Source organism: Bacillus sp. 0209A, from assembly GCF_036765095.1.
GTDB classification, from domain to species: Bacteria; Bacillota; Bacilli; order Bacillales; family Bacillaceae; genus Bacillus; species Bacillus subtilis_G.
In genome coordinates, this window is record NZ_JBAIZV010000001.1 from 449,896 (window position 1) to 469,748 (window position 19,853).

The 19,853-nt window shown below is 43.6% G+C and carries 19 protein-coding genes; 5 read left to right on the plus strand and 14 right to left on the minus strand.

Annotated elements, in window-relative coordinates; translation table 11 throughout:
- Positions 1-43: 43 nt before the first annotated feature.
- A complete protein-coding gene (locus V6D44_RS01815; RefSeq protein ID WP_087992165.1) occupies positions 44-490 on the minus strand; it encodes a CBS domain-containing protein in 447 nt (148 codons plus the stop codon).
- Between the two features lie 140 nt (positions 491-630).
- Here V6D44_RS01815 and V6D44_RS01820 point away from each other — a divergent pair, with 140 nt between their 5' ends.
- Entirely contained in the window at positions 631-993 is a 363-nt protein-coding gene (locus V6D44_RS01820) for a YugN family protein (RefSeq protein WP_087992166.1), read from the plus strand.
- A 237-nt stretch (positions 994-1,230) separates the two neighbouring features.
- On the opposite strand, the gene ctaG is transcribed toward V6D44_RS01820, so the two are convergent.
- From ctaG to cyoE, 6 genes are all read right to left on the minus strand, one after another.
- Positions 1,231-2,124, minus strand: a complete 894-nt coding sequence (ctaG, locus tag V6D44_RS01825) for a cytochrome c oxidase assembly factor CtaG (protein WP_333516239.1) — start codon at positions 2,122-2,124, stop codon at positions 1,231-1,233.
- Between the two features lie 26 nt (positions 2,125-2,150).
- Complete coding sequence (gene ctaF, locus V6D44_RS01830) at positions 2,151-2,483, minus strand: cytochrome c oxidase subunit IVB (RefSeq protein WP_087992168.1); 333 nt, start codon at positions 2,481-2,483, stop codon at positions 2,151-2,153.
- 2 nt (positions 2,484-2,485) lie between these two features.
- Positions 2,486-3,109 (minus strand): cytochrome c oxidase subunit III, encoded by a 624-nt coding sequence (gene ctaE, locus V6D44_RS01835; RefSeq protein WP_003221354.1) that lies wholly within the window; start codon positions 3,107-3,109, stop codon positions 2,486-2,488.
- Complete coding sequence (gene ctaD / locus V6D44_RS01840) at positions 3,109-4,977, minus strand: cytochrome c oxidase subunit I (protein WP_087992169.1); 1,869 nt, start codon at positions 4,975-4,977, stop codon at positions 3,109-3,111. The genes ctaE and ctaD overlap by 1 nt, the downstream gene beginning before the upstream one ends.
- 32 nt (positions 4,978-5,009) lie before the next feature.
- Complete coding sequence (gene coxB / locus V6D44_RS01845; RefSeq protein ID WP_087992170.1) at positions 5,010-6,080, minus strand: cytochrome c oxidase subunit II; 1,071 nt, start codon at positions 6,078-6,080, stop codon at positions 5,010-5,012.
- A gap of 239 nt (positions 6,081-6,319) precedes the next feature.
- Entirely contained in the window at positions 6,320-7,237 is a 918-nt protein-coding gene (gene cyoE / locus V6D44_RS01850) for a heme o synthase (RefSeq protein WP_039073848.1), read from the minus strand.
- A gap of 353 nt (positions 7,238-7,590) precedes the next feature.
- On the opposite strand from cyoE, the gene ctaA reads away from it, so the two are divergent.
- Positions 7,591-8,511 (plus strand): heme A synthase CtaA, encoded by a 921-nt coding sequence (gene ctaA / locus V6D44_RS01855; RefSeq protein WP_087992171.1) that lies wholly within the window; start codon positions 7,591-7,593, stop codon positions 8,509-8,511.
- A 37-nt stretch (positions 8,512-8,548) separates the two neighbouring features.
- Here ctaA and V6D44_RS01860 read toward each other — a convergent pair whose 3' ends face one another.
- The 5 genes from V6D44_RS01860 to glsA form a co-directional block, all read right to left on the minus strand.
- Positions 8,549-9,982, minus strand: a complete 1,434-nt coding sequence (locus V6D44_RS01860; protein ID WP_333516240.1) for a cryptochrome/photolyase family protein — start codon at positions 9,980-9,982, stop codon at positions 8,549-8,551.
- 64 nt (positions 9,983-10,046) lie between these two features.
- Positions 10,047-13,493, minus strand: a complete 3,447-nt coding sequence (gene pyc, locus V6D44_RS01865) for a pyruvate carboxylase (protein WP_333516241.1) — start codon at positions 13,491-13,493, stop codon at positions 10,047-10,049.
- Positions 13,494-13,567: 74 nt separating this feature from the next.
- The gene (locus V6D44_RS01870) at positions 13,568-14,779 is read right to left on the minus strand and encodes an FtsW/RodA/SpoVE family cell cycle protein (RefSeq protein ID WP_087992173.1); all 1,212 of its coding nucleotides are present in this window, start codon (positions 14,777-14,779) and stop codon (positions 13,568-13,570) included.
- Positions 14,780-14,984: 205 nt separating this feature from the next.
- On the minus strand, positions 14,985-15,266 hold the full coding sequence (locus tag V6D44_RS01875; protein ID WP_003221339.1) for a YlaN family protein: 282 nt from the start codon (positions 15,264-15,266) through the stop codon (positions 14,985-14,987).
- A gap of 97 nt (positions 15,267-15,363) precedes the next feature.
- Positions 15,364-16,293, minus strand: a complete 930-nt coding sequence (gene glsA, locus V6D44_RS01880) for a glutaminase A (RefSeq protein WP_087992175.1) — start codon at positions 16,291-16,293, stop codon at positions 15,364-15,366.
- Between the two features lie 103 nt (positions 16,294-16,396).
- Between glsA and V6D44_RS01885 the strand changes: the two genes are divergently transcribed.
- Positions 16,397-16,882 (plus strand): hypothetical protein, encoded by a 486-nt coding sequence (locus tag V6D44_RS01885; RefSeq protein ID WP_087992176.1) that lies wholly within the window; start codon positions 16,397-16,399, stop codon positions 16,880-16,882.
- Positions 16,883-16,884: 2 nt separating this feature from the next.
- Here V6D44_RS01885 and V6D44_RS01890 read toward each other — a convergent pair whose 3' ends face one another.
- A complete protein-coding gene (locus tag V6D44_RS01890; RefSeq protein ID WP_087992177.1) occupies positions 16,885-18,213 on the minus strand; it encodes a PhoH family protein in 1,329 nt (442 codons plus the stop codon).
- Between the two features lie 154 nt (positions 18,214-18,367).
- Between V6D44_RS01890 and V6D44_RS01895 the strand changes: the two genes are divergently transcribed.
- Complete coding sequence (locus V6D44_RS01895; protein ID WP_333516242.1) at positions 18,368-18,985, plus strand: YhcN/YlaJ family sporulation lipoprotein; 618 nt, start codon at positions 18,368-18,370, stop codon at positions 18,983-18,985.
- A 95-nt stretch (positions 18,986-19,080) separates the two neighbouring features.
- Positions 19,081-19,290: a YlaI family protein gene (locus V6D44_RS01900; RefSeq protein WP_087992179.1), complete on the plus strand. Its 210-nt coding sequence runs from the start codon at positions 19,081-19,083 to the stop codon at positions 19,288-19,290.
- 216 nt (positions 19,291-19,506) lie between these two features.
- Here the strand turns inward: V6D44_RS01900 and V6D44_RS01905 are convergent, their stop codons facing one another.
- On the minus strand, positions 19,507-19,824 hold the full coding sequence (locus tag V6D44_RS01905; protein ID WP_087992180.1) for a YlaH-like family protein: 318 nt from the start codon (positions 19,822-19,824) through the stop codon (positions 19,507-19,509).
- Between the last annotated feature and the right edge of the window lie 29 nt (positions 19,825-19,853).

Consider the following 19,853-nt stretch of genomic DNA (forward strand, 5'->3'; position numbering starts at 1 on the left):
CTCATTACAATACAGCCTATTTAACATGTCAAAGATTTATGTGTTAATGAAAAAAGCCTTCTTCTCTGTCATCACCCTCGGAAATATCCGATAAGGCGCTGCCGGCACGTTCATTCGTTTGCTCAGATAAAGAAAGATCACCAAGCGTGACGATTCCAGTCAGCTTTTTGTTTTTTGTAACGGGTATCCTTCTGAGCTGATGTGATGCCATCAAATGAAGAACCTCATCGACTGAAGCATCTTCCTCCACACTGACAGGTTTTTCGGTCATCGCGTCAGTGATTTTTTGCGAATTCGGTTTTTTTATAGCGATTCCTCTTAACACGAGATCCCGGTCGGTCACGATGCCAACAAGGGTTTCTCCATCCTCATCTACTACCGGAACCGCACCTATATTGGCGTCCTTCATCTTTACTGCAGCTTCATATACATTATCTAATACCGTGCAATATTGCAAGTCGGCTGTCATCAGATCTTTTATTTTTGTCATCCGTATAGCCCTCCTTTAGTCTAGTGCTATTTTCGTCAAAATTTATTTTTTGCATACTTTCAAAAGAAGAAGATTCATTGAAAGTTTAACGCTTTCATACTATGATTGTCAGGAAAGGTAATTTTTATAAGGAGGGGTCAGTGTTGAAGTTTACTGAAAGCGGGCTTGAAGGAGTAAAGGCTGAGCTCAGCTGGCTAGACGACTTGATGGAAAGCAAAGGTCTCATAAGAGCGGGTCAATGGGATTACGAAAGAGTCACCTATGACAGAAAGTTTTCGACGATTGAGGGTACGTTTTACCTGCGGATACCAGGCATTGCGGCTGAGGGCGATGTTGGAAGCGGCCGAGCCGTGATTCAATTAATGCCCCCTCTCTTAGGCAAACATTACTACCCGCACGGAGTAGAATATGGAGAAACGGAAGAGTTTCCCGTACAGGTTGTAACAAAAAGCAAGGCACTGATTCAGGACATATCCGACATGTTAAAAACAGTTCAAATGTAATGAAAAGGAACAGCATCTTCTGCTGTTCCTTTCAGATTGGTTGACAAAATGCAAAACGGTTTTGATTTTAGCATTTTGTCATCTTTTCAGCGTGATTGAAAACCCTTGAAGTCTAGAAAAGGAGAGCATTAGAGCGGAGCGAATGTTTTCATTCGTGAGTTCCAACGCGCAGACTTGACAACGAATGCGTGGGTTTGTCGACACGCTGAAAAGGTACAGCATCTTCAGCTGTACCTTTTATGATATCGTCTGTTGAATATACGGCGGTTCCTCCTGCCCGTCCTTTTCTCTTTCTTTCTTCACCCATTGAAAAAAAACAAGCGCCAAAAAAGTGCCGTACACAATTTCCTGGATGATTTTCATCATGACTGCTCCGAGTTGCTGATCCTCCAACAAAGGGAGTGTATTGAACATCTCCGGTCCTGTTAATGGGACCTGCCCCATCATATCCGCAGGCACACAAAGCTTCATTGCCTCAGCCCACGCAGACGGGTCTGTATAGGTCCCGTATAACGGCGCGCCGCTGAACATGATCAGCGCGCAAGCAGGCGTGAGCAGCATACCGTCCGCCATAATATATCCCAGCTTCATCAAGCCGCTGAGCTGCGGGAGACGCTCTACCTTATGAACAAGCGGCCACCACATCAAAAACGCCAGTACAAAGATGAGCCAAGTCATTAATGTATGATAAAACGGATCCGTTTTGACAGTATCAAATATAAGTGGAACATGATATAACGAAAAAATGCCGTTAAACAAAAGCAAAGCAATTAAAGGTGTCGAAAAGAATGAAAAAACCGGTTTAATGGCAGGCCTGAAAATGATCTTTTCCCAGAGCCATGCGGGAATTCCCGCAATTAATAATGGCGGGACGACCAAATACAGGACAGCCATTTGCACCATATGAGCGCTGAACATAATATGGCCGAGCAGATCTACCGGACTCCCCTCTGCTGCATATAAAAACAGCATCGCCGATAGAAAGCACACCATCTCTTTACCTGTTATCCGTTCAGGCTTTGAAGACATTCGCCAGTAAAAATAGAGATATAGCACCGTAATCCCCAACAGGATACAAAAAAGATAAGGGCTCCACATCGCGCGAAACCCAAACACGTCTAACTGATTCATTACTTCACCTCCGGCGGCTGTTCAAATTACCACCATATAATTGTGACAAACGCAAGCACCGTAATAAATGCGACAAACATGCCTGAATACAAAAACAGTGCCGGCGCCTCATGCCCCTTTTGATTCATATGCATGAAATAATACAGTTGGAAGATGACTTGAATCGCAGCAAGCAGAATAATGAAAGGAATCGTAAACCAGCTGGCGACACCGTCCGTTGCCACAGTCAGAAAGGCAACAATCGTTAGTCCAATCATTAAGCCAAAAGACAGAACCTGATATTTCATCTCCTGAGCATGCTTCTTTTTCTTAAATTCAAGATCGCTGTTGATATGCCCCCTGCTTTTTTTACCGACCATGTTTATCCCACCATCCCCATTAAATATACAACGGTAAAGATAAAGACCCACACGACATCAATAAAGTGCCAATACAGACTGGCAACATAAAACTTAGGCGCCGTATACAGGTTCAGTCCCCTTTTGGCATTGCGTATCATCAGCGTGCTGATCCACATAAGCCCAAATGCCACGTGAGCGCCGTGTGTACCGACGAGCGTGTAAAACGCGGAACCGAGTGCAGAGCTTGTGATGGTAAAGCCAAACTCATGGGTGTAATGCTTAAACTCATAGATTTCCAGCCCTAAAAATCCCGCCCCCAATAAGATCGTAATTCCCAGCCAAAGCTGCATTTTGCCGAAGGAAAAGTTCTTCATGTGGTACATCGCGTACACACTCGTTAAACTGCTTGTTAATAAAAGCATTGTGGCGATAAACACAAGCGTCACATCAAACATTTCCGTCGTAGGCGGGTCACCGGCGTTTGAATTCCGGAGTGCGAGAAACGTTGCGAAGAGAGACGCGAACAGAACTGTCTCTCCTCCAAGGAAAAGCCAAAAGCCTAAAAATTTATTTTTCCCTTCCAGTGTTACTTTTTCGGGAGAAGCTGGAAAGGTTTCTGCGGTGAATTTTTCTTCAATTTGCATTATGCCTTCACCCCTTTATCATCGTTCGGCAGTTCTTCTTTATGAATATGATAGCCGTGATCATCAATGACTGAGCGAAGCAGCATCGTAATAAATGTGATACCGAGTCCGATAAAGATCACCGGCAGGCCCCAAGCGTGATCGGTTCTGTACATCAGCCCGAAAGCTGCAACAAAGAGGCCGAAAGAAATAATGAGCGGCAGGATTGAGCCGTTCGGCATATGAATATCATCAACCGGTTCAGCCGGCGTCATTGAGCTGTGTCCTGCCTGCTTCTCAATCCAAAGCGGATCAAGCCCTCTGACAAAAGGAAGCTGTTTAAAATTATACTCAGGCGGCGGTGAAGAAACAGTCCATTCAAGCGTACGTCCGTCCTGCCATGGATCGGCTCCGACATATTCTCCTTTTACCGATGTCCAGATAACATTGACCAGCAGAAGAATAACTGCAGCCGCCATAAAAAACGCCCCGATTGTACTGATCAAGTTGCCGGTTTCAAGACCCTGGCCTGGTAAGAACGTATAAACCCGGCGCGGCATACCCATTAAACCGACAAAATGCTGAATGAAAAACGTAAGGTGAAAGCCGATAAAAAACAATACAAATGAAATTTTCCCCATCGTCTCATGCAGAATTTTACCGAACATTTTCGGCCACCAGAAATGCACACCCGCTAAAAGGCCGAATACCACACCGCCAATAATGACGTAGTGGAAATGCGCCACCACAAAATACGTATCATGGAACTGATAATCAGCAGCAGCCGCTGCCAGCATGACTCCCGTTACACCGCCGAGCACAAAGGACGGTATAAATGAGACGGCATACAGCATAGCGGTCGTATACTTTACATTTCCTCCCCAAATCGTCAAAAGCCAGTTGAAAATTTTAATCCCGGTCGGAATCGCGATAGCCATTGTGGCAACCGCAAAAATCGCATTTGCAATCGGTCCGAGACCTGTCGTAAACATGTGATGGACCCAAACCATAAAACCTAGAAAGCCAATGAGCACGATGGCAAAAACCATTGATGAATACCCAAACAAACGCTTTCTGGCGAACACAGGAATGACCTCTGAAAAAATACCGAATGCAGGCAAAATCAAGATATAAACCTCCGGGTGGCCAAAGATCCAAAACAAATGCTCCCAAATGACCGTATTCCCGCCAAGCTCTGGATTAAAGAAATTGGTGCCGAACAGCCGATCCAGCATCATCAGAGCCAATCCGGCTGTAAGCGGCGGAAATGCAAACAAAATCAATGCCGAAGCCACAAATGTCGTCCATGTAAACAAAGGCAGCCTCATGTACGTCATGCCGGGCGCCCTCATGTTAATAATCGTGGCCAAAAAGTTAATCCCGGCTATCAGCGTCCCGAGCCCCGATATTTGCAGTCCGAGGACGAAAAAGTCTATGCCGTGCCCTTCAGAATGAAGCGAAAGTGAGGCATATGACGTCCAGCCCGCATCTGGCGCTCCGCCCAAAAACCAGCTTAGATTTAAGAAGATGCCCCCGAAAAAGAAGAGCCAAAAACCGAGTGAGTTTAAAAATGGAAACGAAACGTCACGAGCCCCAATCTGCAAAGGCACGACCGCATTCATCAAGGCAAATAAAAGCGGCATCGCAGCCAGAAAGATCATCGTCGTCCCGTGCATTGTCATGACTTCATTGTACGCTTGAGCACTGAGAAAAGCATTTTCCGGCTTTGCAAGCTGAATTCTGATAAACATCGCTTCAATTCCGCCGACAAGAAAGAAGAATCCCCCGGCGATTAAGTAAAGAACCGCGATTTTTTTATGGTCCACCGTCGTCAAATAATCCCAAAGTATAGATCCGCGCGCCCGCTTTTCTGTAAGCGTGTTCAACATATGCGACCTCCCCTAATATCTCCCTTTCTTTCCTACTTGCTTTCCGTTTTTAAGCCTTTTAAGTATTCATAAAGCGCATCTGTTTCACTGTCTGAGAGCTTCGGATATGTTCCAGTCATTTTGTTCCCCGGTTTTATGCTCTCAGGATCCTTCAGCCAATCCTTCACATTTTCTTCGTTAGCGTCTTTCACCCCTGCCACTTTTGCCCTTTCACCGAAGGTCGCTAAGTTGGGGGCCGTTCTTGCTGCTTCTGCCCGCTTATCATTCGGCTCGACCGCATGGCAGCTCAGGCAGTTCTTCTCTTTAAAGAGTTCTTCGCCCTGCTTAGCCAAATCACTCTCTGCTGTAGACTTATAGTTTTTCATTTCTTTTGTCCAGCCCTGAAATTCTTTTGCAGACATCGTCTTTACCTTAAAATCCATCAGCGCGTGTGAAGGGCCGCAAAGCTCTGCACACTTTCCAAAAAACATATCTCCTGCCTCTTTGCTTCGTTTTGAATCAAATGTCAGGAAAAACTTATTTTCATTATCCGTATTCGTATCAAGTTTTCCTCCAACTGAAGGAATCCAGAAGGAATGTTTTACATCTGAGGCTTTTAAATTAAAATACACACGCTGGTCTGTCGGCACAATCAGCTCCTGACTTGTGATAATCCCGTAATCAGGGTATTCAAACTCCCACCAATATAAATTTGCCCGGACATTGACTACAAGAGCATCCTCAGCTTTGCGGCTTTTCTTATCCATTGGTGATGTATCTGCTAGCTCTAGCGTATATAGTACGACAGGGATCACAAGAATAATGAGCAGCAAAATCGGGATCACGGTCCATGTGATTTCTAAAAATTTGTTCCCCTCTACCTGTTTCGGTATCGTATTCTCACCGACCCGTGATCTTCTGAATCTCACAATCACATAAAAGAAGATAACAGATACTACTGCAACAACAACCACCATAATCAATGTACTGAGCACTGTCAGGTCATACTGTTTATCAGCCACCTCGCCAGCAGGCTTGAGCGTGGATAAAAAAGGTTTTCCACATCCGCTTAATAGAAGCGGCACTAAGGCTAATAATGAAATAAGACGCCAATGCTTTACCATTTCACCCAACCCCTTTTCTGGTCAATACAAAGGCGGAGAGCAGATCGAAATTCGTCGCAATCCAGCCTATCACCAATAAAGCACTTACATTTCCACTTCTCTTAAAATATGAGTTTTTTGACTCAAAATGCCATCTATGTATAAAAGTAAAGCCGCCTGATTAAACAAAAGGTCAAGGCGGCATTTACTAGTTGTCATCGATTATTTTGAAGCGATAAAACAAGCAATGTATCTATTTTTTAAAAAAGAGTCAAGACAACCATGGCAACGAAATAGATTGTCATGTAATTGAGCGAGTAAATGAACATCTGCGTTGCCCACTTCATGATATTTTTGGTGCGGAGGCCCATCAAGCCGAGAATCAGCCAGCCGATATTTAACAGCAAGCCGAGAATGACAATCGGCAGGCCCAAGCTTCCAAGGAAAAACGGAAGTGGCATCAGGCACGCAACCCACACAATAATTTGTCTTTTTGTCACTTCAAATCCGTATACGACAGGAAGCATCGGAATATTTGCAGCTCTGTAATCCTCAGTTTTCTTAATAGCCAATGCTAAAAAATGAGGGATCTGCCAAATAAATAAAATCATGAATAATACCCATGCCACGACACCGATATGCCCTTCCACTGCCGTCCATCCAATAAGTGGCGGAACAGCGCCGGAAACACTTCCTACTACTGTGTTAATCGTATAGCGGCGTTTCGTCCACATTGTGTACAATACAACATACGTAAAGACTCCGATAAAACCGATAACAGCAGCCATGACAGTTGTCATCAGCAGCATGATCAATCCTAAAGCAACCAGCAAAATTCCGGACCATAACGCCTGATTCGGCTGAATTTTACCCGTAACCGTCGGTCTTACTTTCGTGCGCTCCATCAGATGATCGATATCCCGGTCATACCAGTTATTGATCGCGCAAGAGCCCGCAATAATCAGAGATGACCCGATTAATGTAAGAAGAACGGTGTTTATATTGCCTAAAAAACTCAAACCGGAAATATGCAGTGCAAGCCACATTCCAGTAAAAGTCGTGATGAGATTGGAATTGACGATCCCTATTTTAATAAGGGACAGAAAATCTTTCCATGCCGTTGTTTCTTCAATTTGTCCGTCTATAGCTGTATCATTTATGATTCTGGAGTTAGCCATAACGTAAACCTCCCTTACAAACCTAACGCAGGACAATAAAAAACCTGCAACTCTATCATACAAGATAACATCTTGTAAAAAAACATCCTATTAAATATTAAACGACAAACAGGAATTTATTTGTGAACTTTTTATGAATTTTACCAAAGATAAAGGCAATCGCGAAATCGGCAGTGCGTTTACCTTATTTCTATCAGACCCGGCATGAATAATCAAGTGTACATTTTTCGGAAGCCGCCATTCTATTATATTTTTGTGAACAAAAGGCTCTAAGAATTGCCTCAAAACACATATTCGCTTACACTTGGAACGTATATAAAATCGCAGCAGTATGTTAAGAAGGTGAATATTAAATGAATAAAGCATTAAAAGCTCTCGGTGTTCTGACAACATTTGTCATGCTTATTGTTTTAATCGGGGGAGCCCTCGTTACAAAAACAGGTTCCGGCCAAGGATGCGGCAGACAGTGGCCGCTGTGTCACGGCCGTTTTTTCCCTGAATTGAACCCGGCTTCAATTATTGAATGGAGCCACAGATTCGCAAGCGGGATTTCTATTATCCTTGTGTTAAGCCTTGCGTTTTGGTCATGGAGAAAAATCACGCCGATTTTCCGTGAAACAACGTTTCTCGCGATCATGTCTATTATCTTTTTATTTCTACAGGCACTGCTTGGCGCATTGGCTGTCGTATTCGGTTCAAACGCGCTGATTATGGCGCTTCACTTCGGCATCTCATTGATATCTTTCGCTTCAGTGCTTATTTTGACGTTGCTTATATTTGAAGCTGACAAATCAGTTAGAAAACTGGTTAAACCGCTTAAAATCGGCAAAAGAATGCAATTTCACATGATAGGAATATTAATATATACCTATATCGTTGTGTATACAGGCGCATATGTAAGGCATACAGAATCAAGTCTGGCATGTCCTGATGTGCCGCTATGCAGTCCGCTGAACAATGGACTTCCGACTCAATTCCCTGAATGGGTGCAAATGGGCCACAGAACAGCAGCATTGCTCTTGTTTGTATGGATTATTGTGGCCGCTGTTCATGCTATTACTTCCTATAAAGATCAAAAGCAGATCTTTTGGGGCTGGATCTCATGTCTTATTTTTATTACATTACAGGCACTGTCCGGTATTATGATCGTGTATACTGAACTGGCTCTGGGCTTTGCTCTTGCCCACTCGTTCTTTATTGCCTGCCTGTTTGGCGTTCTATGCTACTTCATATTATTGATTGCACGGTTCCGTTATGAATCCAGACAATCATAAAGATTTTAGACCAAAGCTTCCAGTGCTTTGGTCTTTTTTATGTCATATTTTTTGCCGTTTCATATGTTTCAATCGCCAGCCTCCGCTGAACTTGATGATCAATGAGCGGATTCGGATAATCCTCGCCGATGATGCAGGATGAACTCCCTTCAATTTGGGGCGTCATTTTCCATGGCTCGTGAAGAAATTCATCCGGAATATGTTTCAATTCGGGAATGTATCTCTTAATAAACAGCCCATCCGGATCAAACTTCTTAGATTGGATGACAGGATTAAATATCCTGAAGTACGGTACAGCATCCGTCCCGACAGAAGCAGCCCACTGCCACCCGCCAATGTTAGATGCAGGATCGTAATCAATTAATTTATCAGCAAAATATGCTTCCCCGAGACGCCAATCGATTAAAAACTCCTTAACGAGAAAAGAAGCAGTGATCATGCGAAGCCGGTTATGCATCCAGCCTTCTTTGTTAAGCTGCCTCATCCCCGCATCAACGATCGGAAAACCAGTGCGCCCTTCACACCACGCTTGAAACAGCTTGTGATCATGATTCCAGCTGATGTTGCGGAACCTCTCATCAATTTCCGTCTCAGCCATGTGCGGATGAGCGGCGTATACCATGTTGTAAAAGTCGCGCCAAGCCAGCTCCTTGATAAAAACGTCCTTCGCTCCTTGCGGCGACTCATGCTGCAGTACTGCATAATATACCATACGCGGTGACAAGACGCCGGTTTTTAGAAACCGGGACAGCTTGCTGGTGCTATTTGCAAAAGGCATGTCTCTATTTTTATGGTACATTGACAGCTTTTCATCTATAAATCGGAAGAGAGCCTCTTTTGCAATGGAGGCATCAACATGCACCCAGTGTCTTTTGCTGGACTGCACAAGATGTTCCAGCACCCGTTCGCCCTGATTAGATAACGACTGATTTCTAATCATCTGCGTTGAACATAAAAAATGAGGATCGATCTCCATCATTTTCGGCTTTTCAGCCTTTGACCATGATCTAAAATATGGCGTAAACACCTTATACATACTGCCATCTTGTTTCACGATGTCGTCCGCACCGTGAATATGTGCATCTGTCCATGGCGAAGGATAAATCCCGTTTTTTCTTAAAAACGCTGATACTTCATGATCCCTCTGCGCTCCGTATCCTGCGTCATCCTGATTATAAAAAACCGCATCAATTTCATATGCATCCATCAGCCTGCGAAACATATGTATCGCTTCATGATAAAAGATGTGCAGATAGAGTCCCTTTTGTCGCGCTTCATTTGTAAAAACAGAGAGTGTCTTAAAAAAATATTCGTGACTCATATCATACTTCATATCTACAAAGTGAGGATCGATCTGAAAGATCGGAAGCAGACCAGCCTGTTTTTGTTTTGAATAGGAAATAGCTTTTGACAGTGCTGTATTGTCTTCAAGCCTTAAATCTCTTCTAAACCACACAATGACAACTTTCATTTGTTTCACTCCGCTTTTTTCTAAAAAACAAGAGTGTATATCAAATGATATACACTCCGGTTTATTATGCTTTTTCAATTTCGATAAGCAGATCTCCCGTTTGGATCGGCTCGCCATTTTTCACATGAACCTGCTTGATTGTTCCTGAGAAAGGCGCCTGAACCGTTGTTTCCATTTTCATCGCTTCATTAATCATTAAGTGATCACCTTTATTGACTTTTGCACCTGCCTCAGTCAATACCTTAATAACCGTTCCAGGCATGGAGGCTGCGATGTGGGTTGGGTTTGTCCGGTCCGCTTTCAGCTTTTCCTGAACGGAAGACTTAATGCTTTCATCTTTAATGACAACTTCACGCGGCTGCCCGTTCAGTTCGAAATAAAGGACGCGAGTGGCATCAGGCTGAGGCTCGCCGATTGAAATCAGCTTAACGATCAGCGTTTTTCCGCGCTCAATTTCCACTTCTATTTCTTCACCCAATGTCATGCCATAGAAGAATGTCGGTGTATCTAATACCGAAATGTCTCCATAGCTTTCTGCCGTTTTCACATAATCAGAGAAGACTTTAGGATAAAGGGCATACGCAATAGCATCTTGATCTGAAATCTCCAAGTTATGCTGCTCTTTAAATTCCTGTTTGATCGCTTCAAATGATACCGGCTCAAGCAGTTCTCCAGGTCTGACCGTAATTGGCTCCTGCCCTTTTAAGATCAGTTTTTGGAGTTTTTGCGGGAATCCGCCATGAGGCTGGCCGATATTTCCTTTGAATAGCTCAACAACTGAATCAGGGAAATCCAATGATTCGCCTTTTTCGTACACGTCCTTTTCAGTCAAGTTGTTTTGTACCATGTAGAGCGCCATATCTCCGACGACTTTTGAGGAAGGCGTGACCTTCACGACATCGCCGAACATATCGTTGACGCGTCTGTACATTTCTTTGACTTCATTCCAGCGGTCACCCAGGCCTACTCCCTTCGCCTGCTGCTGCAGGTTGCTGTATTGGCCTCCAGGCATTTCGTGTTCATATATTTCAGTATGCGGTGACTTCATTCCGCTTTCAAATTCGCTATAGTATTTACGCACTGACTCCCAATATTGGGACAGCATTTCAACACCTTGGACATTCATTTCCGGGCGACGGGCGTTGCCTTCCATCGCATGATAAAATCCACTCGCACTAGGCTGAGACGTTAAACCCGCCATTGAGCTGACCGCCACGTCTATGATATCAACGCCTGCTTCAACGGCTTTCGCATACATATAAATACCGTTTCCGCTCGTATCATGCGTATGCAGGTGAACCGGAATATTGATCGTCTCCTTCAATGCAGAAACGAGTTCATATGCAGCCTGCGGTTTTAACAGCCCCGCCATATCTTTAATTCCGAGAATATGGGCTCCGGCCGCCTCAAGCTCCTTCGCCATCGACGTATAATAAGCAAGATCATATTTCGTACGGTTCTTATCAAGGATATCTCCCGTGTAACAAATCGCGGCTTCTGCCACTTTGCCGGTATCACGAACCGCATCAATAGCTAATGTCATCCCTTTTACCCAGTTTAAGCTATCGAATATACGGAACACATCAATACCGGATTGAGCGGATTGCTTCACAAATTCTTTAATCACATTGTCCGGATAATTCGTATAGCCGACTGCGTTTGATGAACGAAGCAGCATCTGGAATAAGGTATTCGGCACTTCCTTTCGAAGGTCCTCCAGACGCTTCCACGGATCTTCTTTCAGGAATCGGTAGGCTACATCGAAGGTCGCGCCTCCCCACATTTCCATGCTGAATAGCTCAGGCCATAAAGCAGCCGTCGGATTCGCGATTTTTTTCAAATCATGTGATCTGAATCTCGTTGCCAATAAGGATTGGTGTGCATCCCTGAATGTTGTATCAGTTAAAAGGACAGATTTCTGTTCCTTCACCCATTTTGCAAGACCTTCTGCACCTTTTTCATCAAGGATTTGCTTTGTTCCTCTTGCAGGCTCCAGATCAGCGTCCGCTTTTACGTGTATTGGCTTGTCAAACGCCGGTTTTTCTTTTTTCCCGATTCCAGGGAACCCGTTCACTGTCACATTGCCGATGTACGTGAGCATTTTCGTGCCGCGGTCTTTCTGTTTAGGGAAAATAAACAGCTCAGGTGTTGTATCAATGAAGGAAGTATCATATTGTCCTGTCAGGAATTTATCATGTTTTGCAACGTTCTCAAGGAACGGAATATTTGTTTTAATGCCCCTGATTCTAAACTCCTGAAGGTTTCGGACCATTTTGGCCGCCGCCTGTTCAAATGTTAAAGCCCAAGTTGAAAGCTTAACGAGAAGTGAATCGTAATACGGGGTAATTACGGCGCCTTGGAAGCTGTTTCCGGTGTCTAGCCGGACACCAAAGCCGCCGCCAGAGCGGTAAGCCATAATTTTTCCTGTATCGGGCATGAAATCATTCTGCGGATCTTCAGTCGTTACCCGTGACTGAATTGCATAACCGATTGTAGAAATGTCCTTTTGATGTGGAATATTTACTTTTTTGCTGTGAAGACTGTGCCCCTGGGCAACAAGGATCTGTGTTTGGACAATATCGACACCGGTAATCATTTCTGTAATTGTATGTTCAACTTGAACGCGCGGGTTTACTTCAATGAAATAGAACTCGTTGTTCGCGACAAGGAACTCAACCGTGCCGGCGTTTATATAATCCACATTTTTGGCAAGCGCAACTGCCGCTTCGCAAATTTGATCTCTCAACTCAGGTGACAGCGAGACACTCGGCGCTACTTCGATTACTTTTTGATGGCGTCTTTGAACAGAACAATCCCTTTCAAAAAGATGAACCACGTTGCCCTGCTTGTCTCCAATGACTTGAACTTCAATGTGCTTAGGGTTTTCAATCAGTTTCTCTACATATACTTCGTCATTGCCAAAGGCTGCTTTTGCCTCTGATTTTGCACGATCATATGCTTCTTTTACTTCACTTTCACTTCTGACAATTCTCATGCCGCGTCCGCCGCCGCCAAGAGAAGCTTTAATAATCATCGGATAACCGTGCGTTTGTCCGAATTGTTCGACGGCTTCAAGCGTTTCTGCAGGACCATCGCTTCCTGGGATTACAGGAATTCCGGCTTTTTCTGCCTGTTCACGCGCTTTCACCTTATCACCAAACATATTTAAATGTTCAGAAGTAGGACCGATGAACACAATGCCTTCTTCTTCACAGCGTTTGGCGAAATGTATATTCTCAGATAAGAAACCGTATCCCGGATGGATTGCATCCACTTTGTTTCTTTTCGCAATATCAATGATACCCTCAATATCCAGGTAAGCATCAATCGGTTTTTTTCCTTCGCCAACCAGGTACGCTTCATCTGCTTTATAACGATGATAGGAACCGGAATCTTCTTTTGAATAGACCGCAACTGTACGAATATTTAATTCTGTACAAGCACGGAATATACGGATTGCAATTTCTCCCCTGTTTGCTACTAATACTTTTTGTATAGATTGCTGTGACAAACTTTTTCCCCCTTACCCGAAATGGAATATAATCTATCATAAAGGAATATCCTTCCCATGTACACACTTGTTTTTTACAGATAAACAGTTTTTTCAAGCTGTTTCTTCTTCATTCCCTTTGACGCCACGGGCTCTTTCTTTTTCTTATTCTCTGAATATTTCACAAACATACTGATATTGGCTAATATTCCCATACTCGCCAGCAGCAGCACTAAAGAAGACCCCCCGTAACTGATAAACGGCAGCGTAACTCCTGTAATGGGAATTAATCCGCTGACACCGCCAAGGTTAACAAACGATTGGATGGCGATCATGCTTGAAATACCGATCGCTAGAAGACTTCCAAACGGGTCCTCGCACTTTCTGGCTATATAAAAGCCTTTTATGACGATAAACCCCAATAGAATAATCACAAACAATACCCCAAAAATACCAAGTTCTTCGGCAATGACAGCCATAATAAAGTCAGTATGCGATTCAGGAAGATAACCGTATTTTTGAATACTTTCACCTAGTCCCATACCGAAAATACCGCCTGATCCGATTGCATAATAGGAATTAATCACTTGCAGGCCGGATGAATCCGCATATTTAAACGGATCTTCAAGGCTCTCAAAACGATCTAAACGCTTTTCTGACAGGATTTTATCCTTGTTTAAATAAATAATCGGACTGACCAAGAGTAAAACAATCCCCCCCAGTAAAATAAGCCTTGCCAGAGTCTTCCCGCTGAAACCGGAACACAAAATCATGCAAGCCGCAATTAATCCGATAATCGCCGCAGTTCCGAAGTCAGGCTGCATAGCGATCAAACCGCAAAGAATGATTGTCATCACCACCGGAGGCGCAACTCCCGTTAACAGATGATCAATATAGCTTTGTTTTTTGGCGTATACGGCTGCAAGGTACAATATGACCACTAGCTTGACAAATTCGCCCGGCTGCATGCTCAGTCCGCCAATTTTAAACCAGCTTTGCGCGTTTCCGGCAACATGTCCGAATACGAACAGCGAAATGAGCGCAAAAACAGAAACAAGCAGCATTCCCTTCTGAAACTTTTGGTGAGCCAGTGCTTTGTAAGGAAACAAAGCCATGAGAATAAAAAGAGCGCCACCCGCAAATAAAGCAAACAGCTGCCTCATGAAGAAAAAATTACTGCTTACGTTATAACGAGAAACAGCCGTAATCATACTTGAACTGTATACCATCACTAAACCGAATCCGCATAATAAAACAATTGCGAATATCAGTGAGTAATCATAAGATTTCAGCATTTTTTTTAACATAACATCCTCTTCCCTGCTTCCAACTTCCATTATCTATGGTTTTTATGTATTGATCTTTTTTATTTTACTACAATTTATCAAACGAGATGAAGAATCTCTATACGATTCGGAAGGAATGTGTAAAAAAAGACCGTCTCCGAGAAGGTAGGAGAAAATGTGCGGTTATAAAAAAACCCAAACTGTTAACAAGTTTGAGTTTTATCATTTATTTACCTGTAAACGCGTCATGCAAAGCAGACAATTCGCGCTCCAATGTGTATAAAAGGTCTTTACCGTCTTTTTCATCAACCAATCCCAGACGGACAGCAAAATCGATTTCCCTCGAAAGCCCGAACATTTGAGTATCTAATACCTCTTCATATAGAGGACATTGAGGCATCGTTAAGTTATCCATTTGTACTCGGATCAGCTTCAAAATCTTCTCAGCGTCAACTTTTAAGAGCTCAAAAGCTTTTTGCCGATGGTCAACTATCATCTCTGAAGCCAAAAGTATCCCTCCGTTCCCCAGGCGAGTACCTAATTCTTCTATTTATCATAAAGGGTATCAGCAGAAAATGCAAGAGGATTTAAGCAGATGACATAAATTAAAAAATACTCAGTTTGTACATTTCAGACATGATTTCCAAAAGCTTCACACCCGCAATGCTGTTCCCTTTTTCGTCCAATGCCGGGCCAAAAATACCAATCCCGAAATCGTATGGCGAAATGCCCATAATCCCTCCGGATACGCCGCTTTTCGCAGGAATTCCGACCTTAATTGCAAATTCGCCGCTTGCATTGTACATTCCGCACGTCACCATAAATGTTTTGCAAATTCTCGCAACATCTTTTGAGATAACTTGCTCCCCAGTCTCGGGGTGTCTGCCGTTCAGCGCAAATACAGATCCGATTTTCGCCAAGTCCAGACTGTTCATTTCAATCGCACATTGCTTCGTGTATAAATCCATTACCGCTTCTACATCATCTTCAAAAATCCTGTACTGTTTCATATAATAACACATTGCCCGATTAATCATCGACGTGCTGTATTCGGATTCAGCCACTTCCCGGCAGTATGTAATCTGTTGGTTGTTTGTCAGCTTTCTGATAAAAGAAAGTAAATAATCAAGTCTCTCTTTTACCGTTTTCCCTTTAATCAAGCTGGTCACTACCAATGCCCCGGCATTGATCATAGGGTTTAACGGCTTGCTCGGATTCACTGTTTCAAGCTTGATAATTGAATTAAACGGATCACCAGTCGGCTCCTGTCCGACATAGCTGAAGACCTTCTCCTTACCGTATTCCATTAATACCAAAGCAAGCGAGAGCACTTTCGATATACTTTGAAGCGTAAATGTTTTTTCCACGTCACCCGCTGACAGACAAGTAGTATTGGAATAATAAATCGCCACTGACAGATCGTGTTGATCAGCTTTTGCCAAGGCAGGAATATAACTGGCTACCTCCCCCTTGTCCGTCATCTTTTTCGCTTCGTTCACTAAGGTTTCAAGCTCGTCATTATGCCGGCATACCATGCAACCACCCTCGCTCCCTGAGCATTTCAATACACATAATTTGTACACAAAGTGACAATTCATGCGAAAACTTTTATAATTTTGGGAGAAGGGGGTCATAACCATGAGTGTTATACAAGTAAAAGGCAAGGTTACATATCCGATCACCATCGATCCGAGCGTATGGATTTTTGATGATCGCAAATTTTCGTTTGAACGCAAAGGGGACAGTCAAGACATACATTTACAATCAGTCGGGGATGAATCCGCGCTTGACCCTGAACGCGTGATCAGAGAGGGCCGGATTGCACCGCCGACATTAAAGACGGAAAAACAATACGAGAAGCAAAAACTGATGAACGGCAGTTTTGCCATGAAACTTGGGACTGTCCTGAAAAACGCTGAGCCTCTCAGCTCCGCGACACAATGCGTATTTGTCACAAGTTCGAAAAAGACCGCCGTTCCTCTGGAAACCGCACTGAACAGTATTGTCCATTTCAGTGAGGCAGGCAAGCCAATCCAAGAAGGCGGCCCCGTTCATATTTATTTTGAAGATCCAGTTGATCACGATCAGCCGATCACCGATATAAAAGAAATTGAAATCATGTAAGCTTACAGCAAGTCAGCGGCAAGCTGGGCGAGACCCGATCTCTCGCCTTTTAACAGCTTCACGCTGCCTGAGATGGGTTGTCCTTTAAATCGTTCAACCACGTAGGCTAAACCATTGTTCAGACTGTCTAAATATGGGTGATCAATTTGTTCTGGATCGCCCATTAAGACAATTTTACTGCCCTCACCGACTCTCGTCAGCAGCGTTTTCACCTCATGCCTGGTCAAATTTTGGGCCTCATCAATAATAATAAATTGATCCGGAATGCTTCTCCCCCTGATATAAGTCAGTGCTTCCACCTGAATTGAGCCAATACCCGCCAGAATGGCCTCAAGCTCCCCCGGTTTTTTCGCATTAAACAGAAACTCTAAGTTGTCAAAAATCGGCTGCATCCAAGGCTTTAGCTTTTCCTCTTTTTCGCCGGGCAAATATCCAATATCCTTGCCAACAGGAACAATCGGCCTTGCGACGATCAATTTTTTATATATTCCCAAGTCTTCTGTCTGTAATAGCCCCGCCGCCAATGCTAAAAGCGTTTTGCCGGTTCCTGCTTTTCCGATTAGGGTGACGAGCGGAATATCTTCACGCAGCAAAAGCTCTAATGCCATTGTCTGCTGTACATTTTTCGGCCTGATTCCCCATACATGTTCATCATCAAAAACAAGCCTTTTTAAGACCGTGCCTGTTTTATCCGCCATTCCGACGGCTGAAGAGGACCCTCCCAGCTCATCTTTCATTAATGCGAATTGATTCGGATAAAATGTGTGCTGTTTCATTTCATTTACTGTAATTTGATTTTTCCCATAAAAAGAGCTGAACAGCTGTTGGCTGATATATAAATCCTTATAGCCGTTGTACATTTCATCATTGTCCACAACCCGGTCATTTAAGAAATCTTCAGCATGCAGTCCGATCGCGTCCGCTTTCACCCTGACCAATACATCCTTGCTGACGAGGATAACCGGCCTGCCCTCTTCCTTCGTTTCTTCCTCGAGGCTTAAATTTTTCGCAACAGCCAATATACGATTATCGTTCGTTTTTTCAATAAAGATCTCTTGGAGCTGGTGAAACGAACGATGATTCAGTTCAATTCTCAGTGTACCGCCGGTGTCGAGCGGGACCTGCTCATGCAGCCTTCCCTTTTGCCTTAAAGCATCGATCAGCTTAGATACGTGCCTTGCATTCCTCCCAACTTCGTCCATATACCTTTTTTTCGAATCAACTTCTTCTAATACAACAGCAGGGATGACAACCTCATTTTCTTCAAAAGAAAATATCGCGTTAGGATCCTGTAATAACACATTCGTATCTAACACATAAATTTTACTCAAGTCTCAGCCTCCTGATATAAAGGTCAAAGTTCTTCCTGCTTCTCTTACGATAAAAAAGGTGAATGCCTGCTAAAATATATGTTTTTGTGAATAAAGATAGAAGGTTAATTCAACAATAAAATTAATGAATGCATTTCAAGGAGGGAACCCGCAAGTGCGAATTCTTTTCATTATGATACAGCTGACGCTTATCCTGTCCGCATGTGCCTACCAACAAGGAAACCAGGATCAGAATGTTGAAAAAGAATCAACAAGGCAGCAGGAAACCAAACCGATTCACGTAAAGGACACAACTCAGGAGACAAAAGACAATGGGACAAGAGCGGATATTGCGAAGCATCTTATCAGCGTTGCTGAAAAAATCCCCGATGTTAAGGATGCAACAGCCGTTGTGCTGGGAGGTTATGCCGTTGTAGGGATTGATGTCGATGATAATTTGGACAGAAGCAAAGTGGAAACCATTAAATATTCTGTAGCACAGGCTCTGAAAGATGATCGACACGGTGCCAACGCAGTTGTCATTGCTGACCCGGATACGGTCAGCCGCCTGAATGAAATGAGCAGAGAAATCAGTGAAGGCCGGCCGGTGACAGGCATATTAGATCAATTGGCTGCAATTGTCGGCCGAGTGCTTCCGGAAGTGCCTAACGATGTGATTGACGATGAAGATGAGCCACAAACAAAGCAGCAAAATGACCAATTAAACAAAAAGCAGCAGCAGGAATTGGAACAGGAGCAAAACGATCAATCTGATCATCATATGAAAAAATAATAATCATGAAAAAGCTATAGCCTTGCGCTTTAGCTTTTTCTTATTTTGGACAGCTTCTGATCCGTGCTATAATACATGTTAGTGAAAGAGGTGATATGATGAGGGTCCAATGTTCTATTTGCGATAAAATTGAAACAATTGATGATGATACCCTGATCGCGAAACGGCTTCGAAACCGCCCGATCCATACATATATGTGCCAGGAATGCCACGATCGGATTACCCAAAAAACAGAAGAACGGCTGAAAACGGGAAAATTCTCTTTTCACCCGGGACAGCAGAAGAAAGAAAAAGTCAAAAAATAAAGCGGCAGCTTTACCATACAGAACAAAAAGACTCAGCTTCTCAGCTGAGTCAGCGTGTCGACAAACCCTCGCATTCGTTGTCAGGCCTGTGCGTCGGTGCTCACGAATTCCAACATTCGCTGTGCTCCGATGCTCGTCCTTTCTAGACTTCAAGGGTTTTCAATCACGCTGAAAAGATGACAAAATAAAAAGACTCAGCTCTTCAGCTGAGTCTTTTTATGATTTTGCAGACTGTCCTTTTTTCGACTGATACAGCCGAATTTTGTAAATGATTAAAATCAGCGCAGCGACGACCAATCCCTCTGCCACAGGCAAAAACACTCCTAAAAAGGTAAAAACAGTGCAACCCAAAGCCAGAAATACATACACCACTGCTGATTTTAATACCGGAAGCCGTTTAGCAAATCCAAGCTTAAATACAATAACGGCCAACACAAAAATCGTGCCGTACAGCAGCCACATGCCTGCCGCAGGCTGCCGGTCTACTTGATATAGAGCGGCGAAGAACGACAGGCGTTCGCTTACGTCATTCAAAAAGATTCCCTCCCCTGTAAACGTACGGG